15 protein-coding genes are annotated in these 15,845 nt (G+C 64.5%); 7 read left to right on the top strand and 8 right to left on the bottom strand.

What is annotated here, in order from left to right; translation table 11 throughout:
* The first annotated feature begins 40 nt into the window (after positions 1-40).
* Genes CH275_RS01100 through CH275_RS01080 form a run of 5 tightly spaced genes read left to right on the top strand, consistent with a single transcriptional unit; the run spans position 41 to position 4,498 of the window.
* Positions 41-673 (top strand): urease subunit gamma, encoded by a 633-nt coding sequence (locus tag CH275_RS01100; RefSeq protein WP_094674384.1) that lies wholly within the window; start codon positions 41-43, stop codon positions 671-673.
* On the top strand, positions 673-2,394 hold the full coding sequence (locus tag CH275_RS01095; RefSeq protein WP_094674382.1) for an urease subunit alpha: 1,722 nt from the start codon (positions 673-675) through the stop codon (positions 2,392-2,394). The genes CH275_RS01100 and CH275_RS01095 overlap by 1 nt, the downstream gene beginning before the upstream one ends.
* On the top strand, positions 2,394-3,083 hold the full coding sequence (locus CH275_RS01090; protein WP_094674380.1) for an urease accessory protein UreF: 690 nt from the start codon (positions 2,394-2,396) through the stop codon (positions 3,081-3,083). Before CH275_RS01095 ends, CH275_RS01090 begins: the two co-directional genes overlap by 1 nt.
* A gap of 38 nt (positions 3,084-3,121) precedes the next feature.
* The gene (gene ureG, locus CH275_RS01085; RefSeq protein WP_094674378.1) at positions 3,122-3,826 is read left to right on the top strand and encodes an urease accessory protein UreG; all 705 of its coding nucleotides are present in this window, start codon (positions 3,122-3,124) and stop codon (positions 3,824-3,826) included.
* Positions 3,827-3,829: 3 nt separating this feature from the next.
* A complete protein-coding gene (locus CH275_RS01080; RefSeq protein WP_094674376.1) occupies positions 3,830-4,498 on the top strand; it encodes an urease accessory protein UreD in 669 nt (222 codons plus the stop codon).
* 87 nt (positions 4,499-4,585) lie between these two features.
* Here the strand turns inward: CH275_RS01080 and CH275_RS01075 are convergent, their stop codons facing one another.
* The 6 genes from CH275_RS01075 to dapA all read right to left on the bottom strand — a co-directional run bounded on the left by CH275_RS01075 (position 4,586) and on the right by dapA (position 11,513).
* Positions 4,586-5,989, bottom strand: a complete 1,404-nt coding sequence (locus tag CH275_RS01075; protein ID WP_094674374.1) for an NAD(P)/FAD-dependent oxidoreductase — start codon at positions 5,987-5,989, stop codon at positions 4,586-4,588.
* Positions 5,990-6,095: 106 nt separating this feature from the next.
* Entirely contained in the window at positions 6,096-6,896 is an 801-nt protein-coding gene (locus tag CH275_RS01070; protein ID WP_094674372.1) for a HugZ family pyridoxamine 5'-phosphate oxidase, read from the bottom strand.
* A 23-nt stretch (positions 6,897-6,919) separates the two neighbouring features.
* Positions 6,920-7,597 carry a GAP family protein gene (locus tag CH275_RS01065; RefSeq protein ID WP_094674370.1) on the bottom strand — a complete coding sequence of 226 codons (678 nt, stop codon included), beginning with the start codon at positions 7,595-7,597 and terminating at the stop codon, positions 6,920-6,922.
* A 7-nt stretch (positions 7,598-7,604) separates the two neighbouring features.
* Positions 7,605-8,171, bottom strand: a complete 567-nt coding sequence (locus CH275_RS01060) for an isochorismatase family protein (protein ID WP_094674368.1) — start codon at positions 8,169-8,171, stop codon at positions 7,605-7,607.
* Between the two features lie 6 nt (positions 8,172-8,177).
* Complete coding sequence (locus CH275_RS01055; RefSeq protein WP_094674366.1) at positions 8,178-10,562, bottom strand: ATP-binding cassette domain-containing protein; 2,385 nt, start codon at positions 10,560-10,562, stop codon at positions 8,178-8,180.
* A gap of 6 nt (positions 10,563-10,568) precedes the next feature.
* A complete protein-coding gene (gene dapA / locus CH275_RS01050; protein ID WP_218828738.1) occupies positions 10,569-11,513 on the bottom strand; it encodes a 4-hydroxy-tetrahydrodipicolinate synthase in 945 nt (314 codons plus the stop codon).
* 72 nt (positions 11,514-11,585) lie between these two features.
* Between dapA and CH275_RS01045 the strand changes: the two genes are divergently transcribed.
* The gene (locus CH275_RS01045; protein WP_094674362.1) at positions 11,586-12,485 is read left to right on the top strand and encodes a LysR family transcriptional regulator; all 900 of its coding nucleotides are present in this window, start codon (positions 11,586-11,588) and stop codon (positions 12,483-12,485) included.
* Here the strand turns inward: CH275_RS01045 and helR are convergent.
* Positions 12,446-14,662 carry an RNA polymerase recycling motor ATPase HelR gene (helR, locus tag CH275_RS01040; RefSeq protein WP_094674360.1) on the bottom strand — a complete coding sequence of 739 codons (2,217 nt, stop codon included), beginning with the start codon at positions 14,660-14,662 and terminating at the stop codon, positions 12,446-12,448. The two genes, CH275_RS01045 and helR, sit on opposite strands and share 40 nt — an antisense overlap.
* A gap of 55 nt (positions 14,663-14,717) precedes the next feature.
* On the opposite strand from helR, the gene CH275_RS01035 reads away from it, so the two are divergent.
* On the top strand, positions 14,718-15,203 hold the full coding sequence (locus CH275_RS01035) for a hypothetical protein (protein WP_143546666.1): 486 nt from the start codon (positions 14,718-14,720) through the stop codon (positions 15,201-15,203).
* A gap of 12 nt (positions 15,204-15,215) precedes the next feature.
* Here the strand turns inward: CH275_RS01035 and CH275_RS01030 are convergent, their stop codons facing one another.
* Positions 15,216-15,632, bottom strand: coding sequence for a hypothetical protein (locus tag CH275_RS01030; protein ID WP_094674641.1), 417 nt, complete (start codon positions 15,630-15,632; stop codon positions 15,216-15,218).
* Positions 15,633-15,845 lie beyond the last annotated feature (213 nt).

Genomic DNA, 15,845 nt, shown 5'->3' with positions numbered 1-15,845 from the left:
AATTGCCGAGCACCATCACCGATCGGGACGGAGAACTCCAATGCGGTTGTCTCCGCACGAGCAGGATCGACTGCTCGTCAGCTATGCGGCCGAGCTCGCGCGGCGTCGCCAGGCTCGCGGCCTCAAACTCAATCATCCCGAGGCGATCGCGGTCATCACCGATCACCTCCTCGAGGGTGCCCGCGATGGGAGATCCGTTGCAGACCTGATGTCCTCGGGTCGCGAGATTCTCGATGCCGACGATGTTCTCGGAGGCGTTCCCGAGTTGCTTCCCGAGGTGATGGTCGAAGCGACCTTTCCCGACGGTACGAAGCTGATCACGGTGCACGAGCCGATCTCACCGAAACGAGGCGACGGGCACCTCGTCCCGGGCGAGATCATCACCGTCGCAGGTGATATCGAGATCAACGAGGGTGCCGAATCGATCAGCCTCACCGTCGTGAACGCAGGGGACCGGCCGGTGCAGGTGGGCTCTCATGTGCACTTCCCGCAGTCCAACGATGCCCTGCGGTTCGATCGCGAGCTGGCCCACGGGCACCGCCTGGACATCCCGGCCGGCACGGCGGTGCGATTCGAGCCCGGTATCGAACAGACGGTTCGGCTCGTGCCCCTCGGCGGCACGCGCGAGGTCCACGGACTGAGCATGACACCTCCCGGAAAGTTGGACAGCTGATGGCGCGTATGAGTCGGAGTCGGTACGCCCAGTTGTTCGGTCCCACCACGGGTGATCGAATTCGCTTGGCGGACACGGATCTTTTGATCGAGGTCACCGAGGACCGCAGTGGTGGTCCCGGCATTGCCGGCGAGGAGGCGGTGTTCGGCGGCGGCAAGGTGATCCGCGAATCGATGGGGCAGTCGCGAGCCACCCGTGCCGACGGTGCTCCCGACACGGTGATCACCGGGGTGGTCGTCGTCGACTACTGGGGAATCATCAAGGCCGACCTCGGTATTCGCGACGGGCGCATCGTGGCACTGGGCAAAGCCGGCAACCCCGACACCATGACCGGTGTCCATCCCGATCTGGTGATCGGACCGTCGACCGAGATCATTGCCGGCAACGGAAAGATCGTGACGGCCGGCGGGATCGACTGCCACGTCCATCTGATCTGCCCGCAGATCAAGGAGGAAGCTCTCGGCGGAGGCATCACCACCGTGATCGCCGGCGGCACCGGACCGGCCGAGGGAAGCAAGGCCACCACGGTCACCCCGGGTGCCTGGCACCTGTCTCGCATGCTGGAAGCTCTCGACGACTGGCCCATGAACATCGTGCTGCTCGGCAAGGGCAACACGGTCAATCCGGACTCGATGTGGGAGCAATTGCGTGCGGGCGCATCGGGATTCAAGCTGCACGAGGACTGGGGATCGACTCCCGCCGCCATCGACGCGTGTCTGCGAGTGTGCGAGGACGCCGGAGTGCAGGCGGCGCTGCATTCGGACACCTTGAACGAGGCCGGATTCGTCGAAACCACCCTCGCCGCGATCAATGGTCGTGGTATCCACGCGTACCACACCGAAGGTGCGGGCGGCGGACACGCGCCCGACATCATCACCGTCGCGTCCCAACCGCACGTCCTGCCCAGCTCGACCAACCCGACGCGTCCGCACACCGTGAACACACTGGACGAACATCTCGACATGTTGATGGTGTGCCATCACCTCAGTCCCTCGATCCCCGAGGACCTGGCCTTCGCCGAGAGCCGCATCCGGCCGTCGACCATTGCCGCCGAGGATCTGTTGCACGACATGGGTGCGATCTCGATGATCGGCAGCGATGCGCAGGCAATGGGCCGTATCGGTGAGGTCGTTCTGCGTACCTGGCAGACGGCGCACGTGATGAAGTCTCGTCGCGGCTTCCTGACCGGTGACAACGGGGCCGACAACAACCGCGTCATGCGCTACGTCGCCAAATACACCATCTGCCCGGCCGTCGCGCATGGCCTCGACGACGAGATCGGCTCGATCGAACCGGGCAAACTCGCCGATCTGGTGCTGTGGGATCCGGCGTTCTTCGGCGTGCGTCCACACATGGTCGTCAAGGGCGGCATGATCGCCTGGGCGGCCATGGGCGATGCCAACGCGTCCATCCCGACTCCGCAACCCGAACTGCCCCGTCCGATGTTCGGTGCATCGCCGAAGGCAGCGGCCGCGACCTCGCTGCATTTCGTTGCGCCACAGGCAATCGAGGACGGACTCGCCGAGCGCCTGAACTGCGATCGACGGCTGGTTCCGGTCAAGAACGTGCGCAGTATCAGGAAGTCCGATATGCCCCTCAACGACGCCCTGCCCAACATCGAGGTGGATCCGGACACCTTCACCGTGCGGATCGACGGCGACGTGTGGACAGAGCAGCCCGCAACCGAACTGCCGATGGCGCAACGGTATTTCCTCTTCTGATGACGGCTGTTGCACACTCGCCCGCCGACAACTCGTCGGCCGCCCGCCTGCAGGTGACGACGCTTCTCTCGCTTGCCGATTCCCGTTTGCCCACGGGTGGGCACGTGCACTCCGGTGGAGTGGAGGAAGCCATCGCCTCGGGCTTCGTTCGGGACGTAGCGACACTCGAAGCATTCCTTCGGCGCCGCATCAGGACCTCCGGTGCCACCACGGCGTCGGTGGCAGCAGCGCTCGTCCACGGCACACTCGACACCGACGAGGCCGACGCCGAATGCGACGCACGGACACCGTCTCCGGCTGCCAGGTCTGCCTCACGAGCGCAGGGCCGAGGTCTGCTCCGGTTGGCCAAGTCGGCCTGGCCGCACCATGATTGGACGTCGATCGGGCGCAAGCCGCATCTGGCCGTCGCCGCAGGGCATGTCGGACTCGCGGCAGGCTTGTCGGTTGCCGACACGGCCGCGGTGCAGGTGTACATCACGATGACCGGCTCGGCGATCGCGGCGCAGCGTCTGCTCGCGCTCGATCCGGCCGAGGTCGCCGCGTGCACCATTCGGTTGGGCGACTTCTGCGACGACGTGACTGCTGCGATCTGCGAGTGCCTGCCCGAACTGATGGAGTTGTCGGATCCGTTGCTGGACATGTTCGCCGAAGCCCACGCCGTCCGCGATCGTCCGTTGTTCGTATCCTGAATACGGATCCATTTTTCTCTGACGACAAGGAGTTCGACATGCCCCCGCACCTGATCGACGGTGAGCCCCACGACCACGGTTTGGATCGGCCCAAGCGCGCACGGGTGGCGGGCGAGGCGTTGCGAGTGGGAATCGGCGGACCCGTCGGTTCCGGGAAGACCGCGCTGGTGGCAGCCCTGTGCCGCCAGTTGCGCGACGAATTGTCGCTGGCCGTTCTGACCAACGACATCTACACGACCGAGGACGCGGACTTCCTGCGTCGGCATGCGGTGTTGCCCGACGAGCGCATCACCGCGGTACAGACCGGTGGCTGTCCGCACACGGCTATCCGTGACGACATCACCGCCAACCTCGACGCCATCGACGATCTGATCGACAACAACCCGCCTCTGGATCTGATTCTCGTCGAATCCGGTGGAGACAACCTCACTGCGACGTTCTCGTCCGGTCTGATCGACGTGCAGATTTTCGTCGTCGATGTCGCCGGAGGAGACAAGGTTCCGCGCAAGGGTGGCCCCGGTGTGACGTTTTCGGACCTGTTGGTCGTCAACAAGACGGATCTCGCGCCGTACGTCGGCGCAGATCTCGGTGTCATGGAGCACGATGCCGCACAGGTGCGCGAGGGTCGGCCGACTGCGCTGATTTCTCTCACCGACGATCCGGCCGCGACCACGGTGCTGGCATGGGTACGCGAGCAGTTGAAAGCCATTGCGGACGCCGACGCGCACGCCCACACGCACTAGTCGATGCACACCGAGCTCTGCATCGACGCGAGCCTGCATCGGAGCCCACGCATCACTTCTGTGGGCGGACTCGCCGGCCGACAGACCGGACCGGACACCGTCCATCTGATCGGCACGGCAGCAACGCCACTCGGCGGTGACACGATCGTCGTCAGGATCTCGGTAGCCGCCGGCGCGCGCCTCGAGGTGCGCAGCGTGGCGGCGTCGTTGGCGATGCCCGGTGGGCTGCATCGTCATTCGTCGGCGCAGTGGCACTTCGAGGTCGGAGCGGGCGCGTCGCTGATCTTCGACCCCGAGCCGATGGTCGTGGTATCGGACGCCTCCCACTCGGTGGTCAATACTGTTGCGCTGCAGAAGGATTCCACGCTGTGGCTGCGCGAGAGGACACAGATCGGACGCTTCGAGGAAGCGTCGGGTCGGTGGAGCAGTGCGATGCATTGCGATGTGGGGGACCGTCCGGTGTTGCGTCACCGAGTGGAACTGGGAGATGGCTCGGTCGCGCACGACGCGCTGTCGGCCCCGCTGTCGATGTCCAGTACGTTGCAGTATCCCGATGACCGTACGTCCGAGGTCGATCTGGCGAACGGGACCGTCCGTCTGCCGCTGTCCGGAGGCGGCTCGCTGAGTACCTCGGTGGGACGTCGACTGCAGCCCGCCCGATCGGGTGCGTGAGACCGACACACTTCGAAACGAACAACGCATCGGTCGACGGTGTCCCGTCGACCGATGCGTTGTGTGAGAGCAGTTACCGGCGGCCGATCAGCCCGCCGCTTTCTCGCGTTCCTTGTCGGACTCGGCGCCGTCAGTCTCGACGGCACCTGCACGTTCCAGAGAGTTGAGCTGCTCGATGGCCAGTCGCGCGAACACCTGCTGTTCGGTCGATGCCATCTGGGCGCGGCCCCGACCCAGGAACGTCACGAACCAGGAAATGACGGTCGTGATGCGGCTGCGGTAGCCCACGAGGTAGTACAGGTGCAGTGCAAGCCACATGAGCCAGGCGATGAAGCCGCCGAACTCGAGCTTGCCGACCTTGGCGACCGCGTTGAATCGCGACACCGTTGCCATCGAACCCTTGTCGAAGTACTTGAACGGCGCACGCTGGGCGGGATCGTCCTGGCCCTTGACCGACGCCTTGATCAGCTTGGCAGCGTAGGTGGCTCCCTGGATGGCACCCTGCGCCATACCCGGAACGTCCTTGACCGACATCAGGTCGCCGACGACGAACACGTTCGGGTGGCCCTTGACGGTGAGGTCCGGTTCGACGAGCACGCGCCCGGCGCGGTCGGTCTCCGATCCGGACTGGTCGGCGAGCTGCTTGCCGAGCGGGCTGCCCTGCACGCCTGCGGACCAGACCTTGCACTGCGCCTCGATTCGACGCGTGGTGCCGTCCTTCTCCTTGACGGTCAGGCCGTCGTTGTCGACGTCGGTGACCATTGCGTTGAGCTGAATCTCGACGCCGAGCTTCTCGAGACGTTCGGCGGCCTTGCGGCCGAGCTTCTCGCCCATCGGCGGCAGTACGGCGGGCGCGGCGTCGAGCAGGATGACGCGGGCGTCGCGGGGATCGATGTTGCGGAAGGCACCGTCGAGCGTGCGATCGGCGAGCTCCGCGATCTGCCCGGCGAGCTCGACGCCGGTGGGACCCGCCCCGACGACGACGAACGTCATGAGGCGGTCCTTCTCCTCCTGGTCGTCGGAGAGTTCGGCCTGCTCGAACGCTCCCAGGATGCGGCCGCGGAGTTCGAGTGCGTCGTCGATGGTCTTCATGCCCGGCGCGAACTCGGCGAAGTGATCGTTGCCGAAGTAGGACTGCTGAGCGCCCGCCGCGACGATCAGACTGTCGAAGGGAGTGACGGTGATGCGCTCGAGCAGCTTGGAGGTGACCGTCTTGGCGTCGAGGTCGATGTTGAGCACGTCGCCCAACAGAACCTCGGCGTTCTTCTGCTTACGCAGAATGACTCGGGTGGTGGGAGCGATCTCGCCGACGGAGAGAATGCCGGTCGCGACCTGGTAGAGGAGCGGCTGAAAGAGGTGGTGCGTCGTCTTGGCGACGAGGGTGATGTCGACGTCGGCCTTCTTGAGCGCCTTGACGCCGAACAGACCTCCGAACCCGGAACCGATGACGACGACACGATGACGCTTCGATTCGACCGGTTGGATGCTCATTACCTGCTCCCTAGACGTTGAGATGTGAGGACAACGGTAGTCGCCATCCTTCTCGGCGTCTCGGCAAGGTGGCTGTACCGGTCCAGACGGAAGTGTGCAGCGAAACCTACCGCCCGTTTGCCGCCCGCTTCGCCAGGTCCACGGTCGCGGCCCGTAATTCGGCAGCCGAGTCGATCGGAGTTGCGTAGCCGACTCGGGTGTACGCGACCCCGCGTGGCGTGAGCACCTTCAGATCCAGTCCGTAGCGATCCGCTGCAGTGCATTCGGCCGACGTGGCGTCGGGATAGCCACCCAGTTGGCGGGCCATCGCGAGCAGAGACGTCGAATGGTCGGCATTGAGGTGCTCGATCGCGTACGCGGACGTGGGCGACACCGGATCGGGTGCGGCCTCGGCGTAGTCCTCGGCGGTTGCCGAATCCATTCGTCCGTATCCGCCGACCCAGCGGACCCGGCGCACGCGCATGATCCACAGCGTGAAGTCGCTGTAATCGAGGTAGTACTTCGCCGCGGGCACCGCCGAGAGATGCGCCTCGCGGGAAGCGGCCAATTCGTCTCCCTCGGGCCGCTCGACGATGCCTGCGAGCGTGATCCGGCCCGACGCCAGCGGATCGGACTGCGATTGCGGTGCGACGATCGACAGGCTCATGCGTTGATCGCCGGCGAGGTTTCGGCCGTGCTCGGCCATCCGGGAGACACACAGAACCGGAGCGCCGCCGTGCAATCCGTACGTGACGAACGATGCCCAGGGATCGCCATCGGTGGTCAGGCTGGCCAGAGTCGCGATGTTGGTGGACGCAGCGATCGTGCGAGCTTCCTCGGCTGCAGAGGGACGGCGGTCGTCGACCACCGGAGACAGGGGAGGAGGAACGGACGGGGCGTCACCGGGATCGCCGTGATCGAGTGCCATGCGCAGCAGCTTACGGTGAGGACTTACACGAGGTCTCGGGCATGAAAGAGAGCGTCGGCGACGAGTGCGACACCGAGCACGACGAAGATGACACGCACCGTGGGCGGGCCGTACCGCATCAGGGCCCGGACGGTCGCGGTGAACGCGCGCCTGGACCGTCGACTCTTCCTCGATGCCAGAATCAGAACGAGGATCGGTGGTAAGAGTCCGATCAGGCAGTAGACGACGACGATCCCCGGCCACCACGGTGGACGAGGATCGTAGGCCGAGAGCATCGTCAACCCGGCGAGGTACGGCACCGCCGTCGGGCCCTGCACCAGACCGATCGTCAGTCCGGTCAGGGCGACGACGGGAATGCTGGAGCCGGCTCTGGCGGCCCAGGCCGGTGGGCGGCGCTCGGTGGTGCGCAGAGCACCGAGGCCGATCAGGACCAGCCCTATCACGAGTTCCGCGCGATACCGGACCGTGGGAGTGAGCGTGAAGTCGAACAGATCGGTGAGGAAATCGATGCCGAGAACGGTGAGGATGCCGAACGTGGTCGTCGCCGTGAACACACCGCCGACGAATGCCAGCCCGGCTCGGAACGGCGACCGGCGGGTGGTTCTCGAGTGCACTGCCAAAGCAGCGGTGACGCCGATCAACAACACGTCGAGCGAATCGAGTATCGCGAATCCGACGAGCGCAAGCAGCAGAGTCACCATGGAGTGTTCAGGGTAACGGTCGGGTGAAGGTGACCTCCTTTGTGGCGACGGCCTCGGCAGTTCGGCCGGGTGCGGTCTGGTTGTCCCAGTACATGTTCGTGTGCGCGATGACCTGCGCAGGTGGTGGGGCACCCCACTCGGTCAAGTCCTCGGCTGTGTGCGCATCGCTCACCAGCGTCACGTCGTAGCCGCGGACGAGGGCACCGTGGAGCGTGGACCGGACGCAGAAATCCGTGTGCGCGCCGGCGACGACGACGTGTCCGACGAGGGACGCGGCGAGATCCGTCTCGAGACCGGTGTCTTCGAAGGCATCGCCGTGCTTCTTGTGAACTATCGGATCGTCGGGATCGACGGGCAACTCGCCGAGGAGTTGCCAACCGTCCGTTCCGAAGGCCAGCTCCTTCTCGGAGGAGTGCTGCACCCAGATCACCGGAGTGGCGGACTGTCGCGCTCGGGACACCAGCGCCACTATGTTGGCGACGACGCGCTCCCGCTCGTGGACGCCCACCATCACGTCGTTCTGCACGTCGATGATCACCAGTGCGGTCGCAGGTCTGTGGGGCAGGGTCGTCACGGTAACTCAGCTCCCCACGTACGCAGCCAGGTGCTGGCCGGTCAGCGTCGATCCGTCTGCCACCAGATCGGACGGCGTTCCCTCGAACACGACCAGGCCCCCGTCATGGCCGGCACCGGGACCGAGATCGATGATCCAGTCGGCGTGGGCCATGACGGCTTGATGATGTTCGATGACGATCACCGACTTACCCGAATCGACCAGCCGGTCGAGCAGCCCGAGGAGCTTGTCCACATCGGCGAGATGCAGTCCGGTGGTGGGTTCGTCGAGCACGTAGATCCCGCCCTTGTCGGCCATGTGCGTCGCCAGCTTGAGGCGTTGGCGTTCTCCACCCGACAGCGTCGTCAACGGTTGGCCGATCTTCAGATAGCCCAACCCGACGTCGTTCAAGCGTTGCAGAATCTTGTGTGCCGGCAACAGTTTCGTTGCGCCGTCGGAGAAGAATTCCTCGGCCTCGGCGACCGACATCGACAGCACCTCGTCGATGTTGCGCTCGCCGAAGTGGTACTCGAGAACCGAAGCCTGGAATCGCTTGCCCTCGCACTCCTCGCACACAGTGGCCACCCCGGCCATCATCGCCAGGTCGCTGTAGATGACGCCCGCGCCGTTGCACGTCGGGCATGCGCCTTCGGAATTGGAGCTGAACAGTGCAGGTTTGACGCCGTTCTCCTTGGCGAATGCCTTGCGGATCGGCTCGAGCAAGCCGGTGTACGTCGCGGGATTGCTTCGCCGCGACCCGCGGATGGCCCCCTGATCGACCGACACCACATCGTCTGTGCCCGAGAGCGATCCGTGTATGAGTGAACTCTTGCCCGAGCCTGCAACGCCGGTGACGACAACCAGGATTCCGAGCGGAACATCGACGTCGACGTCGCGCAGATTGTGCGAGTCCGCGCCGCGAATCTCGAGGACCTCCGAGAACTCCCGTACCGAGTCCTTCAGTGCTGCCCGATCGTCGAAATGCCTGCCTGTGACCGTGTCGCTCCGTCGCAATCCATCGACGGTGCCCTCGAAGCAGACGTGCCCGCCTGCGCTTCCTGCGCCGGGACCCAGATCGACGACGTGGTCTGCGATGGAGATCGTCTCGGGCTTGTGTTCCACCACCAGAACGGTGTTTCCCTTGTCCCGCAATTGAAGCAGTAGATTGTTCATTCGCTCGATGTCATGGGGGTGCAGACCGGTCGTCGGTTCGTCGAACACGTATGTCACGTCGGTCAACGACGATCCGAGATGCCGAATCATCTTGGTGCGTTGCGCCTCTCCACCGGACAACGTTCCCGACGGCCGATCCAGGCTGAGGTAGCCCAGCCCGATCTCCACGAACGAGTCGAGGGTCTCACCGAGCGTCGTGAGCAACGGTGCGACCGACGGTTCCTTCAGTCCGCCGACCCACGTGGCCAGATCGCTGATCTGCATCGAACACGCGTCGGCGATGTTGATGCCCTTGATCTTCGACGACCGAGCGCCCTCGTTGAGCCGGGTGCCGTTGCAGTCGGGACACGTCGTGAAGGTGATCGCGCGTTCGACGAATGCACGGATGTGCGGCTGCATGGCGTCGACGTCCTTGGACAGGAACGACTTCTGGATCTGAGGCACGAGCCCCGAGTAGGTCAGATTGATGCCCTCGACCTTGATTTTCGTCGGCTCGCGATAGAGCAGGTCGTCGAGTTCCCTCTTCGTGTACTTCGAGATGGGCTTGTCGGGGTCGAAATACCCACAGCCGCGGAATATGCGTCCGTACCAGCCTTCCATGCTGTAGCCGGGGATCGTGATCGCGCTCTCGTTGAGTGACTTGCTCGCGTCGAAGAGCGCGGTGAGATCGAAGTCGCTGACGGATCCTCTGCCCTCGCAGCGCGGGCACATGCCACCGGTCACGGAAAAGGACTTCTTCTCTGTGGTCTGCCTGCCGCCCTTGTCCACCTTGTACGCGCCTGCACCGGACACCGACGCGACGTTGAACGAAAAGGCCTGTGCAGAGCCGATGTACGGCTTTCCGATTCGGCTGAACAGGATCCGGAGCATGGCGTTGGCATCGGTTGCGGTCCCGACGGTGGAATGGGGATTGGCGCCCATGCGCTGTTGATCGACGATGATGGCCGTGGTGAGTCCGTCCATGACGTCGACATCCGGTCGACCGAGCGTCGGCATGAATCCTTGAACGAAGGCACTGTAGGTCTCGTTGATCATGCGCTGTGATTCGGCCGCAATCGTACTGAAGACCAGCGAGCTCTTGCCGGAGCCCGAGACGCCGGTGAACACGGTCAGTCGGCGCTTGGGTAATTCGACATCGATATCCTGAAGATTGTTCTGCCGCGCCCCCTGCACACGAATCAAATCGTGACTGTCGGCAGCATGCGGTGCCGAGCCTTGCGTGACCCTCTTCGTCGCCATGAGCAGTCACGCTAGTCGTACCGGAACGGCCCTGCTTCTCGATTCCTGATCGATTCCGGTGGCGGACAGGGCGGCGTCGAGTCGTCTCAGGTCGGCCGTCGAGGACTCGAGAAGTGGGCGTCGCACGGTCGGGTCGGCGATGACGCCGACTTTCACGAGCGCGGCCTTGGCCATGATGGCTCCCTGTGTGGTGCGCATGATGGCGTCGGTCAACGGCAGCAGCGATCGCTGTATCGAATTCGCCCGGACCAGGTCGCCCGCTCGGACCGCATCGATCAGCTCGGCGTTGCGGTCGGCCACCACGTTACCGATGACGCTGACCAATCCTGTTGCACCGGAGGCGAGATAGGGGAGCGCAAGTTCGTCGATTCCGCAGTAGTAGGCGAGGTCCGTCGAGGACATGACGGTCATGGCCTCGTACAGATCACCCTTCGCGTCCTTGACGGCACCGATGAGGGGGTGGCGAGAGAGCTCGACGAGCGTCGACGCGTCGACGGCCACACCCGTACGCATCGGAACGTCGTACACCATGACGGGAAGCCCACCGGCATCAGCGATGTCGACGATGTGCGCGGTGATACCGGCCTGGGTGGGACGCGAATACTGGGGGGCACTGATCAGCAGGGCATCGGCACCGGCGGCTGCGGCAGACCGAGCCATGACCATTCCTGCCGAAGTGTCGTTCGTACCGACTCCTGCAATTACCCGAAAATCGCGGTTCGAGTGTTCCCGCGCCTGCTCGATCAGCTCCGATGTTTCGTCTGCGGTCAGAGTCGGCGCTTCGCCGGTGGTGCCGGCGATGACGACACCATCGCACCGGGTCGTATGCAGGTGAGTGAGGAGGGCATCGACTCCCGCTCGGTCGATGGCTCCGTCCGGAAGCATGGGGGTCGCCGTGGCGACGAGGTTGGTGCCGAAGATCGACGAGGGCGTACGCAAGGTGATGGTCACCAGCCGAGTGTGGACCGCGTGATCACTCGGGTCCAGCGATGCATTCTGGGCATTATTGCGTAGTGTTGCTTCATGATCGATGTGAGTGCCCTGCACGCGCTGCACGCTGTCGCTACCCTCGGCACTCTTGCGAGGGCCGCCGACGAGCTCGGCTACACCTCCTCGGCGATCTCCCAACAGATCAAGCGGCTCGAACGGCAGATCGGCACACCGGTTCTGGCGCAAGCCGGCCGCGGAGTCGTGCTCACCCCGGCAGGTCGGGCCGTGGTCGAGTCGGCGGACGCTGTGTTCCACGCCCTCGAGCGCTGTGTCGAGTCGGCCAGGTCGGCGGATGAGGGCGTCGCACGCGGAGTTATTCGTCTCGTGGGGTTTTCGACGGCCCTACGCGGCCTGGTCGCGCCCGTTCTGCATCGTCTGAATCGGCAGTATCCCGATCTGACGGTGCGCATCGGTGAGGAGGATCCCGATCGCGCTCTGCAGAGTGTGCACGCGGGTGCTGCGGACCTGGCGTTGGTGCACGACGCCGATGGCGTACCGGCGGCGGCACCTCCCTCGATCGTCCGACGACCGATCCACACCGACTACGGCGACGTCATCATGAAGCGGACCCATCCGCTTGCCGGACGCGAGGCGGCGCTGACCCACACCGACCTCGCCCGCTACCCGTGGGTGACCAGCCCAGCGGGAACGGTGTGCCACCAGTGGTTTCGGCGGCTGTTCGCCGACACGCCCGACGAGGTCGATGTTCGCCATCTCGTCGACGACTTCTCCACGCAGCTCGCACTGGTCGAAGGGGACGACGTTCTCGCGCTCGTACCTCGACTTGCGCGGCCTGTCCTGAGCGACGGTCTCGTTGCAGTTCCGCCCGCGCGCACTCCCAAACGTGAGGTACACGCGGCCTGGAGGCGCAGCGCGGATGCGAGCCCGGCGATTCATGCAGTGCTGGATGTACTGAGCTCGGCCGGGCGCTGAGAGGTGAGGATCATCAGCCGCCCCGTGGTTCGCGTCATGGCCACGTATCGGTCGACGGCACCTGCGATTCCCGATCCGAACGAGTCCGGATCGATGAGGACGACCAGGTCGAACTCGAGTCCCTTCGTCGACTGCGGCGGCAGCGATCGGATGCGGTCCGATGCAGGAAGCGCAGGATCGCCGATGACACAACCGATTCCGCCGGCGTTCGAGTCCAGCCACCTCGTCAGGATCGACGAGAGATCTGCCGAGTCGCCGTACTCCACGGGGACGCCGCTGCTGCGAATCGACACCGGGACGTTGGCGTCGGGCAACGCCGCTCGAATCACCGGCTCGGCCACCGTCATAACCTCTCGCGGCGTGCGGTAGTTGACCCCGAGGGTGGCAATGTTCACCTGCTCGATTCCCACTCTTTCGAGGCGTTCGAGCCAGGATTCGGAAAAGCCTCGACGCGACTGCGCGCGGTCGCCGACGAGGGTGACGCTGCCCGACGGGCATCGGCGGCGAACCATCTGCCACTGCGCGTCCGTCAACTCCTGAGCTTCGTCCACGACGATGTGCGCGAACGGTCCGGCCAGTGGGTCGTTACGGATCTCCTCGAATCCGGCTCGATCGACGAGCGCATCGCGAATTCCGTCCTGGCGGAATTGCGCAGCCATCATCTCGTCGTCGTCGGCGGCCATGAGCTCGTCGACGACACGATCCATCCGCGCCCGCTCCGTGGCTGCGGCCACCGTTCGGCGTCGCATGCGCCGAGAATGCTCGGGATCTCCGAGCCGCATGCGTGCGGCATCGAGGAGGGGCAGATCGGCACGCGTCCATCGCGTCGGATCGGCTCGTTGTAGCGTGCGCACCTGCTCGGCGCTGAGCCATGGTGCGCATCGACGCAGGTACGCCGGTACGCTCCACAGGTCCGCAACGACGTCGGCAGCGTCGATGATCGTCCAGGAATTTTCCAGCAGTGTGCGCAGAGACTCGTTGTCCTGCAAAGATTGTCGTATGCGGTCGGTGGGTTCGTCGCCGTCGTATCGCTCCACGAGAATTGTGACCAGTAGATCCCAGATCTGTTCACGGGCCTCGTTGTGTGGAGTGCCGGGGTCAGGTGCCTCGAACGCCTCGCACCAATCGTCCGGTGTGAGCGGTAGGTCGGCCCATTCTGTTTCCACGGTCATGTTCCGTGTGGGCGGTTGCTCGTAGAACGCGATAGCTGCGTCGATGGCGTCGATCATGTCGAGTGAGGATTTCAACTGCGCGACAGCAGGTTCGGTCTCGTCCACCACGTTCGCTCCCTCGGTGACGAGATCCTCGAGGGTGCACGTTTGCACACCGTCTTCGCCGAGACTCGGCAGAACGTCGGAAACGTAGGCAAGGTACGGCTCGTGCGGGCCGACGAACAGCACGCCGCCACGGTTGTGTCCGAGACGCGAATCTGTGTAGAGAAGGTAGGCGGTGCGGTGAAGGGCGACGACGGTCTTTCCGGTTCCAGGCCCACCGTCGACGACGAGTGCTCCGCGCGCATCCGCTCGGATGATCGCGTCCTGATCAGCTTGGATTGTGCCGAGGACGTCCCGCATTCGCGCGGAACGCTCGGTACCCAAGCTGGCGATGAATGCCGACTGATCGTCGAGTGCGGCACCGGTGTCGAGTCCCGTCGGGTCGAACACCTCGTCCCAATAATCCGTGATGAGGCCGTTCGTCCAGCGGTAGCGTCGCCGACTCGTCAAGCCCATAGGATTCGCATGGGTAGCTCCGAAAAATGGTTCGGCAGCGGGGGAGCGCCAGTCCACCAGAAGTTGGACGCCCGAGCTCGCCAGCAGTCCGAGGCGGCCGATGTAGACCGGTTCGTCCGAATCGGCGGTGACCATGCGGCCCAGGCACAGATCGACCCCGTAGCGACGAAGGGAACCGAGGCGTCCGTTCAATCGGTGGATTTCGAAGTCCCGCTCCATCACCTCCTGACCCATCCGGCCCGACGACCTTTGCGCGGTGTTCAGCCGTTCTATCGTCTCGGCTCGAGATGTCTCGATACTCGAATGTATTTCCGAAAAGTGTTGCTGGTCAACACTGATCAACTCCGGATCGCGCTTGCGAGCGAGACGCTCCGGGAGGTCGAAGACGCTGGGTTGTACAGGTTTCACAAAACTCCGATCGAATGATTCGCGGTTGCAGCGAGCCATTCTGAGCCCTCTACGGGGTCTTGCCGCAAGCCCCGGGGTGCGCTATACATTGAAAGTGGAAAGAGGTAGTCGTCGCTTTCCGAACCCCTCGCCCGATCGCACTTCGGTGCTACTGAGTGGATGTCTTCCTCTCGCCGGAACCGGCCTGCTTGCCGGTGGCGCAGTTCAACTCGGCTTTCTTCTCGGTCCGACCGTCGACAGCCACGGTGGCGAGGTCGGTGCGGCGACAGCGCTGGTTGGGCTCATCGGCTGCGTGGCGTTGCTCGCGTCGTGCTGGTGGAGGTTGTCCGCGCCGCGGATAGCAATCGGTGCCGCAGTAGCGACAGGGGTGCTGTCTTTTCTGACCACCGCCCTGTTCGTGTTTCTTACCGCAGCGCCGTACGACGCGATCGTATGTGGAAACTCGTCGGACTTCTGCGGTCTCGGAGTGGTGCAGGTCGTTCCGACGTTGGGCGCGGTGGTGCCCTGGACTGTGGCAGGAATTCCGGGGCTGCTCGTTGTCGTTGCCGACTATCGCCGAAACAGGCTGCGAGAAGGTTGATTCGACTGGGGATCATGCGACCAGACCCCTACCGCGATGAAGTTCGAGTCGGTAGATGATGCCGCCGAACAGAATGGACTGCACGGCCTCGTCGGCGAAATAGCTGTCGATGTCGTTCGGTCGCAGAGTCGGGTTGTGGTCGAGGTGTTCGCGAAGCACCACCAGGACGCTGTCGACGGTGAGTACGAACCGCTCGCCCCCGAGATCGGTTATCGCTACCCGCCCGACCCCGTCCCATTCGTCGACGCGCGCCCAGTGTCGGATGCCGCATCCCTCGACAGCCTCGATGAGCAGGCGCTGCGCGAAGGGAGACAACGACATGCGGTCGGCGCGGGCGGCTCTCATCGACGTCAGCGCCTGACGATAGGGGAGTGAGTGCGATTGCGCGTACGCCCGTGCGGCTCGCTTCTCGGCGTGGTTCTTCGTCATTGCAGTTCCGGTTTCTGTGCACCGGCCCCGCGCACCGCTGCACCGGTCGGAAGTCGAGGACACGGCGTACAACATCAGGTAGTGAGGTTCGGTCGCAGATCCGTGAGAGACCTTGCCCCGTCGAGCGCTGACCGAGGCGGCGCGGGTGCCTGCTGCAGCTGGGGTGGCTATGCGAGTAGCTCTGGTTCGGCACGTTATCACGAACTCCTCGGC

This window comes from Rhodococcus sp. 06-235-1A, from assembly GCF_002258785.1.
GTDB lineage: Bacteria > Actinomycetota > Actinomycetes > Mycobacteriales > Mycobacteriaceae > Rhodococcoides.
This window is presented reverse-complemented; position numbering and strand designations above follow the sequence as displayed.